The following is an 11,935-nucleotide window of genomic DNA, read 5'->3' on the forward strand; positions in this document are numbered from 1 at the left end:
TTTGTTGCGCTATTTGAGCAGTGCATCAATCATTCGCATAGTCGTAGCATCGATTCAGGATTTCGTTGTATTCGTAAGTCCTTCTGAAATCAGCAAGAGCGTTCTTCAGGAAATCCTTTTTCAGCACATCGCGCTTTTTAACAGGCTTGTAGATTTCAAAACTTCTCAGTCTGTAGTAGTCACTGTACTTATCTGTTGCGCTGAATCCTGCAGGAATCTTTTTAAGAGCCTTGTCCCATGGCAGTTGGAAATCTTCGCATAATGATAAGGCTTCCACCACTTTGTCCCCATTGCACATAATCTCCTCACGGATACTTTTCACGACATCCTTTTCCGGATTGTAGAGTCCGGCACAGAGGAAATACGTGTCAGTAGCAGGTTCAAAATGAATATAGTAGCCGGACATTCCAGATTTCTTGCCTTTGGGGCAGACATAGACACCGTGCCATGTCTTGTATGGACTTTTGTCCAGTGTGAAACGCAAGTCACGATAGATGCGATATGTTATGTCATTGACTCCAAGTCCCTGCACGCGAGGGTCAAATTCCTCTACGCCTTTCATGAATTCTAACGCAAAGGCATCGAATTGAGCTTTAACGGTTTTATATTCGGCTTTGTGTGCGTCGAACCATGTTTTCTCGTTGTGCTTTGCCAATTCTGTGAAGAAATCAATTATCTCTTTCATCTGTTGTCTGTCTTTAATTATTTGGATTGGTGGAATATGTTGTGGTATTTGGTACAGGCATTATCGTTCCAGTTCCTCTTTAAGGAATCGTGGTGTGAATCCTTTTCGTGCTTTCGCCACCTTTTCCGGAGTTCCGCAAGAAAGAACCGTGCCGCCTTTAGCACCACCTTCAGGTCCCATGTCAATTATCCAGTCGGCAAGTTTTATGACATCCAGATTGTGCTCAATGACAATCACGGTGTTGCCTTTGTCGACAAGTTTCTGCAGGACTCCCATAAGTATGCGTATATCCTCAAAATGAAGTCCCGTAGTCGGCTCGTCAAGGATATAGATGGTTTTGCCGGTATCCCTTTTCGCGAGTTCGGTTGCGAGTTTTATGCGCTGGCTTTCACCGCCTGAAAGGGTTGTGGACGATTGCCCTAACTTAATGTATCCGAGACCGACATCCTGTATTGTTTTTATCTTTTGAAGGATATTCGGCACGTTCTCGAAGAACTCGACCGCTTGGTTCACTGTCATGTCAAGCACGTTGGCAATAGATTTTCCCTTATAGCGCACTTCCAATGTCTCACGGTTGTAACGGTTTCCGTGGCATGTCTCGCATGGCACGAGCACGTCCGGTAGAAAGTTCATTTCGATGCTCTTGTAACCGTTGCCGCCACAAGTCTCACAGCGACCACCTTTAACGTTGAAGGAGAAGCGTCCGGGTTTATAACCTCTGATTTTTGATTCAGGAAGTTGTATGAACAAGTTGCGTATGTCGGAGAATACACCTGTGTAGGTTGCAGGATTGGAACGTGGAGTGCGTCCGATAGGACTTTGGTCGACGGTGACCACCTTGTCTATAAGTTCCAGTCCCTCAACCTTATCATGAGGCATCGGGCGCTTGTGCGAGTGGTAGAAATGCTGTGACAGAATCGGTTGCAGCGTTTCGTTAATCAGTGTGGATTTTCCAGAACCGGACACACCCGTGACAACAGTCAGTACCCCGAGAGGGAACTCTACTGTCACACCTTTGAGGTTATTGCCATGTGCACCTTTTATCTTTATGCAGCCGTTGTTTGCCTGTCGGCGAAGAGTATGTTTCTCACCGTCAGGAAGAATCTCGGTAGGCAAATCTATCTTCCGTTCTCCGGAGAGATATTGTGCAGTGATGGTGTTAGTCTTCATCATGTCTGCAGGAGTTCCTTGGAATACGACTTCTCCGCCTTTTCTTCCTGCTTTCGGGCCGATGTCTATAATCCAGTCTGCGGCAAGCATCATGTCACGGTCATGTTCTACGACAATGACAGTGTTGCCAAGGTCACGCAATTCTTTCAGAGAGCGTATAAGCCGTTCGTTGTCACGTTGGTGCAAGCCAATGGAAGGCTCGTCAAGAATGTAAAGCACATTGACGAGTTGCGAACCAATCTGTGTTGCGAGACGGATGCGCTGTGATTCTCCACCGGACAATGTTGCAGACTGGCGGTTGAGGGACAGATAGTCAAGTCCGACATCAAGTAGGAAATTAAGGCGTGTGCGTATCTCCTTAAGAATCTCTGTGGCTATTTTTGCTTGCCACTCGGACAGATGCTTCTCTGCCTCGATGAGCCAATCTCTCAAACTTATGATGTCCATTGACGCGAGTTCTGCAATGTTTTTGTCCCATATACGATAAGACAAAGCCTCCTTGTCAAGTCGTTGCCCCTGACAAGTAGGGCAGGTACAGGTGTCAAGGAATTGGTCTGCCCATTTCTGTCCGGCAGCACTATCGTTGTCATCCATTATGGAACGAATGTACTTTACCACTCCTTGGTAGTCAGTGAAATAGTCAGAAGATGTTTTGACAAGCTCCTTTGACACACGGACGTCCTCCAATCGTCCGTAAAGGATTTCGTTCATAGCCTCCTCTGGAATATCCTTTATAGGAGTTTTTAGTGTGCATCCATAATCGGAAAGTATGGATTCTATCTGCCAGAAGATAAGTTGTGCCTTGTATTTCCCCAATGCCGTTATGCCTCCGCTATAAATGGAGATTTTCTTATCCGGAATGATTTTGTCGATGTCTATTTCGTTTATGTATCCAAGACCTTTGCAACGTGGGCACGCACCTTCAGGAGAGTTGAAGGAGAATATGTTTGGTGCCGGGTCTTTGTATGCGATACCGGAGGTTGGACACATAAGTCGTTTGGAGAAGAATTTTGTCTCTTCTGTCTCTTTATCAAGAATCATCACCAATCCGTCGCCTTGTCTCATGGCATTGCCAACAGTGTTTTTAAGTCGTTCCTCAGAACCGTTTTTTACGGCAAGTTTGTCGACAATCACCTCAATGTCGTGGTTTTTGTATCGGTCAACACGCATATCTTCCTCAAGCTCAAGAACTTTCCCGTCAACGCGTACATAAAGATAGCCTTTACGGCGCATTTGGTCGAAAAGTTCACGGTAATGACCTTTTCTGTTCCTAATGAGTGGAGCAAGGACATAAATCTTTTTTCCCGCATAGCGTTCAAGTATCATGCTTATGACTTTCTCTTCTGTATAGCGAACCATTTTCTCACCGGTCATCCACGAATACGCTTCTCCTGCACGTGCAAAAAGCAAGCGCAGGAAATCGTAAATCTCGGTCTGTGTGCCAACTGTGGAACGTGGATTCTTGTTGGTAGTCTTCTGTTCTATGGAGATAACCGGTGAAAGTCCTGTAATTTTATCAACGTCCGGACGTTCCATGTTGCCAAGGAAATTGCGTGCATAAGCAGAGAATGTTTCGATGTACCGCCTTTGTCCTTCTGCAAAAATGGTGTCAAAAGCCAGCGAGGACTTTCCTGAACCGGAGAGTCCCGTTATTACGGTGAGTGAGTTTCTCGGTATCTGTACGTCTATGTTTTTAAGGTTGTGTACCCTTGCTCCAAATACTTCAATCATGGGTTTGTTGTGGTTGATGTTGTGTCATATCCGCGCAGAAGGTTGACATCGCGCTTGTAGTTGAATGTGTTGCCGTCGGCACCGCGAGCTTTTACTATGCAGTAGTAGACTCCATCTTTTACGGGTTTGCCGTTATGAGTGCCATCCCATCCTGTGGAAGGGTCATCCCACGAGAATATTTTCTGTCCCCAACGGTTGTATATTGTGGCATGGAATTCCACGATGGACAAGTAGCCGCTTTTTGGCTTGTATACATCATTTATGCCATCGCCGTTAGGTGAGAAAGCGTTTGGCATCTCAAGTTTGGATGAGGAAACATTGATGGTGAATGGCATTTGCTCTACTCCCCAGTAGTTGTCCCTTATTTGGACGATGTTGTTCTTGTCCTCTTTATTTACGAACTGAACATAACATACAATTGACACTTTGCCGAAATCAGTGAAAACCACATCTGTATTCTCATCGTAACGTGTGAGATACGGTTCTTCTTCTCCTTCTTTTGTGAAACGCCATTCATAGTGCGCGTCCCAATCATCTGCATCTGTAGGATTGGCTCGGAATGATGCGTTGACCGGAGCTGAGGCGTTTTCTTTCTGAGGAGTATTGTCGGTCATTCCGTCAGGTGTGGTGTATTCTACGGAAGGCATTATTGACGGTAGTTTGGATTGTCCGAATAGGTAAGAGGTTGTCATTAATAATGACACTAAGAGCAAATATCTCATAAGAATACATGTATTTTTTATTACGAATTTTGTGCAAAAGTAGTAAAAAAACTTTGTTAATCAAAGAAAAATAACTAATTTTGCGGTCAAATTAACATAAGTAGGGCACTGCAAATCAGGTCTTGACGCTTTTTGCATTTTAATGGAGTTATTTTGCAATGTCTTTATGAGAGTGTCCCTGCAAGAAACATACAAGAACGCAAGTTATAGTATAGTCCGTAATCTTTAATTTTAGGATGTAAGATATGAAACACGCATTTTACACGACAATATTTGTTTTGGTCATGTTCCTTTTTGGCGGAATGTCACTATCTGCCCAAAAAATCCTTTCTGTCCATAAGGTGAAGAAAAAGGAGACCGTATTTGGCATAGCTAAAGAGTATGGGGTTACGATTGACGAACTGAAAAATGCCAATCCTTTTATGCGTGAGCCGGATTTTGTATTAAAGAAAGGAATGTCGGTGAATATTCCGGAACATAATCCTCAGTTATCTGAAACACAGGCAACATCAGGCACAAATACATCTGTCACATCAAAAGCGACAGCCAATGCCTCCACGGTTAATATCGGAGTGATGCTGCCCTTGCATGATATTAATGGTGACGGCAAGCGTATGGTGGAGTACTACCGTGGTATGCTCCTTGCTGCCAAAGACCTGAGGAAGGAAGGATATAATCTGACAATCAATGCTTGGAATGTGGCGGAAGAGGATAACATAGGCAATACTCTTTCTGCGACAAATGCGGCGAAATGTAATGTGGTGTTCGGACCTCTTTACACATCACAGGTTCGTCAGTTGGCAGATTTCTGTATGGAGAAGAACATTACCATGGTTATTCCATTCTCAATTACCGGTGATGATGTGCAGACTTGTCCACAAATACATCAGGTATATCAGACACAGGCAGACATAACAGCAAAGTCAATAGATCAGTTTATGGCGCAGTTTGCCAATGCCCATCCGATATTTATTGACTGTAACGATGTCACGTCCAAGAAAGGTGCGTTCACTTTCGGATTGCGCAAACGCCTTGAGGAGAAAAAAATAGCATATAGCATAACCAATCTGAATAGTTCTCAGGAAATGTTTGCAAAGGCATTTTCCGGAAACATGCGGAACGTGGTCGTATTGAACACCGGACGTTATGCTGAGACAGCCAAGGCCATTGAAAAACTCGATATTCTTTCACAGGCAAATCCAGGTATGCTAATATCAATGTTCGGTTACAACGAGTGGTTTATGTACACAAAGACATTGCAGAATAAGTTCCATAAATATGATGCCTATGTTCCTTCTGTATACAACCTTGATACGGCGTCATTAGGAGTGAAGCGTCTGGAGAAGGAGTATCTTGACTATTTCAAGTCACCGATGCAGAGTGCTATTCCTCGTTTTGCCATTACAGGCTATGACCATCTGATGTTTTTTGTTAAGGGTTACAGAAAATATGGAAAGGAATTCCATGGCACCTCTTCCCAGCGCAACTATACACCGGTGCAGACACCTTTGATTTTTGAACGTGTTGGTAAGGGTGGTTATAAGAATACTGCATTCATGCTTATTCATTTCTAAAACATGGGTGTCGTGATGAGTATTCTTATGAGAACATACAGACGGCTCTTTAGTGTTGTAGCATTCACGGCACTGGGTTCTATGTTGCTTGCTCCTGATGCACAAGCGCAGGTAGGAGACTATCGTAATGACTTTGTCATTGGATTCAATGGTGGTTATCAGCTTAATAAAATCGCTTTTGAAAACAGCATACCGCAGGATATGCTTGGAGGCATAAATTTCGGTGTCACAGCTCGATATACATGTGAGAAATATTTCAATACTATCTGTGCCATACAGATTGAATTGAACTATGCAGAACTTGGTTGGAAGGAACGTATAGAGAGCATAGATGGTCTTCCTTGCATATTGCAAACCGGCGCTCACACAGGAGAAGCGGCAGCTTATCAGCGTAGGATATCTTATTTCCAGATTCCCTTGCTTGCCCATTTGGGTTGGGGAAGAGAGGAAAAAGGTGCAAAGTTCTTTCTGAATATGGGACCTCAGTTCGGATTTATGCTTTCGGAAAAAGCCACGACAAATTTCGAGTATGAGGACGCCTTGAAGACAGACCCGGAGAGAGTCAGTCCGGAATGTGCACAGTATGCGATGCCTGTTGAGAAAAAGTTTGATTTTGGTATAACGGCAGGTCTGGGCATGGAACTTTCCATGAAAAAGGTGGGGCATATAGCTTTGGAGGCACGTTACTACTATGGTCTTGGAAATATCTATGGTGATTCGAAGCAAGACCATTTTTCACGCTCCAATCATAATAGTATAGTGTTCAAGGGAACATATCTCTTTGACATAGTACGTACAAAGAACGCAAAACGTAAAAAATGAAACAATATCTTGACCTGCTTGACAGGATTATGAAGGAAGGTGTGGTGAAAACAGACCGTACCGGAACAGGAACAAAGTCCATCTTCGGCAATCAGATGCGCTTTGACATGAGCGAAGGATTTCCTCTCCTTACGACCAAAAAGCTACATTTGAAGAGCATAATCCATGAACTGCTGTGGTTTCTCAGTGGTAGTACGAACATAAAATATTTACAGGAGAACGGAGTGCGTATATGGAATGAATGGGCAGACGAGAATGGTGAGCTGGGTCCCGTTTATGGACATCAATGGCGTTCCTGGCCGGACTATTGTGGAGGAACTATAGACCAGATACGTCAGGTTGTGGATATGATTCAGCATTCTCCGGACTCTCGCCGTATGCTTGTCAGTGCTTGGAATCCGGCAGAGATAGAGCAGATGGCTCTCCCGCCATGCCATTGCCTGTTCCAGTTCTATGTTGCTGATGATAAACTGTCACTGCAGTTGTATCAGCGTTCCGCTGACACATTCCTCGGTGTGCCGTTCAATATTGCCAGCTATGCCCTATTGCTTCAGATGATGGCACAAGTCACCGGGCTGCAGTGCGGAGATTTCATCCACACAACAGGTGATACGCACTTGTATCTTAACCACATCGAACAGGCAGAATTACAGCTTACACGCAGTCCTCGCAAATTGCCAAAGATGAAGATTAATCCGGATGTTAAGGACATCTTCTCTTTCAGATATGAGGATTTTGAACTCACAGACTATGCTCCATGGCCACATATTAAGGCTACTGTGAGTGTATAAGGACACAGAGGACAATTAGAGACATCATATTTACAGGTTCATACAATATATAACCGACAAGACAATGACAATAGTTATAGCCATATTTATTCTGCTGGCATTCATATTGATTGCCGCCACTCCCAAGACTTCTGTCAACAAAGCCGCCTTGGCAGTCTTTGCCAGTACGGTAGGTTGGGTTTTGTACATCTGTTTCGGCTCGGACTTTGTCATGGCGCAGCACCCAACGGACTACATGTCTTTCCTGCGTGGTGCGACAGCCAACAGTGTCGCTGTGAAGGAATATATAGCATCCAATATATTCATAAAATATGTGGGAAAGGCTTCTGAGATTGTTCTTTTCCTGATGTCTACGATGACCATCATTGAAATATTGGATACTAATGGCTGCTTTGATTTCTTTCCTCATTGGATAAAGACGCGCAACAGCAAGCGATTGTTGTGGTCTGTAGCTGTGCTGACATTCCTGCTGAGTGCCAACATGGATAATCTTACGGTCACGACAATGATGCTTGTCATGATGCACAAGATGCTTCCAAACAGACGCCAGCGGACAATCTTCGGACCTGTCATTGTGCTGAGTGCCAACATTGGCGGAGCGTTGACAGTCATCGGAGACCCTAACGGACTGCTGTTGTGGAATATGGGTGCTGTTACTCCAAGCCATTTCTCTGCATGGATGGCGTTGCCGTGCCTTGTGGCATGGGCTGTCCCTACCTTCCTTATGTCGTTGAAATTGCCTGAGCGTGTTGAGCTTGAGCGTTTCTCACTTCCATATAGAGGTGACGATACACGCCTTACGGTATGGCAGCGTGTAGCCATGTTCTTCTTCGGTATTGGTGGACTATGGTTCATTCCAACTTTTCGTGATATAACCAAGTTGTCTCCTTTCGTTGGTGCACTATGCGTCCTCGCATTGCTTTCCATAGTAAATGAGACATTCAACCATAAACTTATTGTCAACAGTCGTATGACTCAGCGTAATTCCTCACGGACAATGCACAATGGTATGCTCCAGATGATGCTCTTCATCATGGGTGTGATGCTGATGATGGGTGTGTTGGTGGAGACTGGAGCAAGTCTGTGGCTTGGAAAACTATGTCTGGATACTCTCGGTGATACATGGAGTCTGTTCCTTGCGCCATTGATGGCCGCTGTTGTCAGTCTTGCTTTGGATTCATTTGCCACGGCGGCGGCTTTCTTGTCCCTGCATCCTATAGGTGGTACGGCGGAATTTATGACAAATGGTGAATATTGGATACTAATCGCCTATGCCACAGCAGTCGGTGGCACGATATTCGGAATCGGCTCACTGTCAGGTCTTGCGCTCTTCTCGATGAATACAACGACAGTCGGATGGTATTTCAAGCATTTTGCACCAAAGATGCTTCTCGGTGCACTCCTCGGACTTCTTGTCCTTATTGCTGAGGCTCTCTATTTTTGATATAATGATGAATAAATACCCCCCCCCCAAAAAAAAAACAAATAATTATGGCAAAGATTAAGACTATTGGTATCATGACATCAGGTGGCGATGCCCCGGGTATGAACGCTGCCATACGTGCCGTGACACGTGCGGGAATCTCTAATGGCTTTAACATAAAAGCTATATACCGCGGTTACGAAGGACTTATTAATGGAGAAATAAAGCCTTTCACTACAGAGAATGTCTCGGGAATCATAGGAATGGGAGGTACGATTCTGAAGACTGCCCGTTCCAAAGAATTTCCGACAGATGAGGGACAGCAGCGAGCTTATGAGACACTTGTCAAGGAAGGTATTGATGCCCTCGTTGTGATTGGTGGCAACGGTTCGCTTACAGGTGCCATGGAGTTCGCGCGCAAGTTTGACATTTGCTGCATAGGTCTTCCCGGAACAATTGATAATGACCTCTATGGCACTGATAACACAATCGGCTACGATACTACGATGAACACAATCATGGAGTGTGTCGACCGTATCCGTGACACAGCTCAGAGCCATGAACGCATCTTCTTTGTTGAGGTAATGGGACGTGACGCCGGCTTCCTTGCACAGAACTCAGCCATTGCATGTGGTGCAGAGGCGGCAATCATCCCGGAGGAGTCTACCGATGTCGACCAGTTGGCAGAGTTCATGAAACGAGGAATACGCAAGTCAAAGAAATCCTGCATTGTCATTGTCTCTGAATCACCGAAATGCGGTGCCATGTACTATGCCGACCGTGTGAAGAACGAGTTCCCGGACTATGACGTGCGTGTCTCAATCCTCGGTCATCTACAGCGTGGCGGCACTCCGACAGCGCGTGACCGCATCCTTGCCTCACGTACAGGTGTCGGTGCAATAGAGGCGATCATGCAGGGGCAGCGCAACATTATGGTTGGTGTACGTAACAATGAGGTTGTCTATGTGCCATTGTCAGAAGCTATCCGCTCCGACAAACCTTTTGATAAGAAACTCATCAAGGTACTCGAAGAACTCTCTATATAAAAAGTATAATAGAGCCCTTTTATATAAGGAACAATATAACCGGTCATGCTTCATCTGTGGGTGAAAGTAGTTTCATTCACAGATGAAGCATGACCGGTTTCTTGTTTAAACCAGCCTTGGCTCTTGTGAATTTGCTAAAATGTTTATGGTAAATATTTCAAAGACCGCTTGCTTTTCTTGAAAGGCTGTGCAAAGATAATGCAAACCGAATGCAGACAGAACTTGTTCATGTATGCTGAGGTGCAGCTTATCTTCGCTGGTGCAAAGGTACAACAATAAACATGCAAATCCAAATTTTATAGGGGTATGAATGGGGGTATGATTGTTGGTGTATCATGATTATGCGTTCAATTTTGTTTAATCTCCAACAACCTTTTTCACTCAGTCCTTGCCAAATACTTTATGCAACGCCGTATGGAACTCCATTTAGGGAATATCGCAAAAGGGCGCATGTTTCCATAGCTGACAAGTATGGTCAGTAACGAGAGCAATGCCACGATTAACAGCCAGCCGTAAATTTCCTTCATGGAGACGATGAGAGCCTGCAACTGCACCATTCCATAGTATTCCCCAATGGACGAAAGATCCACCGCAGGGTTGGAATCGACAATGTTTGCACTGAGCAGCGCTGCATTGCTTGCCATTGTATGTTCCAGCCATTCACCTATAATGGCAGGACCGAGGGTAGCACCCATCACAGCTCCCGTGAACCCATTGATTGTCAACGCCTGCGGAAACACCTGGAATGGCAAACCGCTTTGCACAATCGAGGTCAGGAACACGATGGATATTATCACCGAGGCAGCTCCGCGCAGTAGCAGTGGAACAATGAGCATCTCCTTCTCTATACCATAGTCTATGAAGAAATAAAACCATGTAAGATAACCGGCGGCAAGCGCGAAGCCTATTGCCGTCATCGTCTTGTACCGCCATTTGCGCAGTGCGAAAGTGAAATATGTGAATGCGCAGCCAAGGGCAATACCGACCAAGGCATACCGGTTCAGGTCAATGAGGTTTGTCTCGTCAAATCCGAGTATGGCGGCAGCATAGTTATGCTCGAACACATGTTCCGTAGCCATAAGTGTGAAGAACACAAGATAGATGCATGTGGCGCGTCTGACATTCCTGTTCTTCATGGCGCGGAACGATATGTATGGGTGGTGAAGGAATGTCGCCCGCCACAGATTGATGCTGAGGAACGCAAGCCCGGTCACTGTTGCCCACCTTATTTCAGAAGCGTCCCACCAGTCATAATGATTGCCATAGATACAGATGAATGTGAACGACATCATGAATCCTGCCCACAGTGCACCGCCTATCCAGTCGATGCCTACCAGTGGGAGGGACATTGGACCGCGCACAGGCTTCACCAAGAGCATAACCAGGAGAATCATCAAAGCCAGCATTCCTGTCATTAGCCAATTCATGTACTGCCATTCGGAAAAGAATGCGGTGTATATGGCTGCCAATCCGCTCAGTTGTATCACACCGTCCACAAGCAGATAGACATAGCAGAAGAACACTGCCATGTCGCGGCTTGGTGTCAGCCACAGCTGTATCGTGGAGTTGCATGCCAGTGTTGCCTGCATCCTGAACCATCCGGCAATGAAGCATGTCATGACAAGCACCGGAACGCTTGTGGTTATTGCACATATAATATTGGCTGCTATAAGCACGAATCCTGAGACAATAAGCTGGCTGCGTGTGGAGAAACGGAATTTCACACGGAACATCACGGCAAAGTTTATGGCAAGACCTATCAATGAGGCATAGCCCGCCATGAGGATGTCCTCCTGCATCAATGCCGCTGAGCCTACCATGTCCGATATGGCAGCGAGATACACTCCGCCTGACGAAAACTGGATTATCAGCACAAAGAGGATGAACAGCCATGGCTTCAGCCACCGTGGAACGAAGTCGGGAACGTCCGGAATGTCGAACGGTCCCTGTGGAGCATGCCAGTCTGCCATA

The 11,935-nt window shown here is 45.4% G+C and carries 9 protein-coding genes; 5 read left to right on the forward strand and 4 right to left on the reverse strand.

Annotated features, from left to right (window positions below):
* Positions 1-25 precede the first annotated feature (25 nt).
* Genes E5358_RS07975 through E5358_RS07985 form a run of 3 tightly spaced genes read right to left on the reverse strand, consistent with a single transcriptional unit; the run spans position 26 to position 4,233 of the window.
* Positions 26-685, reverse strand: a complete 660-nt coding sequence (locus E5358_RS07975) for a DUF2461 domain-containing protein (RefSeq protein ID WP_135939701.1) — start codon at positions 683-685, stop codon at positions 26-28.
* Between the two features lie 60 nt (positions 686-745).
* Complete coding sequence (gene uvrA / locus E5358_RS07980) at positions 746-3,586, reverse strand: excinuclease ABC subunit UvrA (protein ID WP_135939702.1); 2,841 nt, start codon at positions 3,584-3,586, stop codon at positions 746-748.
* Positions 3,583-4,233, reverse strand: a complete 651-nt coding sequence (locus E5358_RS07985) for a T9SS type B sorting domain-containing protein (RefSeq protein WP_277821220.1) — start codon at positions 4,231-4,233, stop codon at positions 3,583-3,585. Before E5358_RS07985 ends, uvrA begins: the two co-directional genes overlap by 4 nt.
* 320 nt (positions 4,234-4,553) lie before the next feature.
* Here E5358_RS07985 and E5358_RS07990 point away from each other — a divergent pair, with 320 nt between their 5' ends.
* The 5 genes from E5358_RS07990 (at position 4,554) to pfkA (ending at position 9,964) form a co-directional block, all read left to right on the forward strand.
* Entirely contained in the window at positions 4,554-5,882 is a 1,329-nt protein-coding gene (locus E5358_RS07990; RefSeq protein ID WP_135939704.1) for an amino acid ABC transporter substrate-binding protein, read from the forward strand.
* Positions 5,883-5,963: 81 nt separating this feature from the next.
* Positions 5,964-6,704 carry a porin family protein gene (locus E5358_RS07995; protein ID WP_422121069.1) on the forward strand — a complete coding sequence of 247 codons (741 nt, stop codon included), beginning with the start codon at positions 5,964-5,966 and terminating at the stop codon, positions 6,702-6,704.
* The gene (locus E5358_RS08000; protein WP_135939706.1) at positions 6,701-7,495 is read left to right on the forward strand and encodes a thymidylate synthase; all 795 of its coding nucleotides are present in this window, start codon (positions 6,701-6,703) and stop codon (positions 7,493-7,495) included. Before E5358_RS07995 ends, E5358_RS08000 begins: the two co-directional genes overlap by 4 nt.
* 49 nt (positions 7,496-7,544) lie before the next feature.
* Positions 7,545-8,939 carry an SLC13 family permease gene (locus E5358_RS08005; RefSeq protein WP_277821224.1) on the forward strand — a complete coding sequence of 465 codons (1,395 nt, stop codon included), beginning with the start codon at positions 7,545-7,547 and terminating at the stop codon, positions 8,937-8,939.
* A gap of 47 nt (positions 8,940-8,986) precedes the next feature.
* The gene (gene pfkA, locus E5358_RS08010) at positions 8,987-9,964 is read left to right on the forward strand and encodes a 6-phosphofructokinase (protein WP_135939708.1); all 978 of its coding nucleotides are present in this window, start codon (positions 8,987-8,989) and stop codon (positions 9,962-9,964) included.
* A gap of 377 nt (positions 9,965-10,341) precedes the next feature.
* On the opposite strand, the gene E5358_RS08015 is transcribed toward pfkA, so the two are convergent.
* The gene (locus E5358_RS08015; RefSeq protein WP_135939709.1) at positions 10,342-11,934 is read right to left on the reverse strand and encodes a hypothetical protein; all 1,593 of its coding nucleotides are present in this window, start codon (positions 11,932-11,934) and stop codon (positions 10,342-10,344) included.
* Position 11,935 lies beyond the last annotated feature (1 nt).

The sequence above is a fragment of the Palleniella muris genome (assembly GCF_004792655.1).
Classification (GTDB): domain Bacteria; phylum Bacteroidota; class Bacteroidia; order Bacteroidales; family Bacteroidaceae; genus Prevotella; species Prevotella muris_A.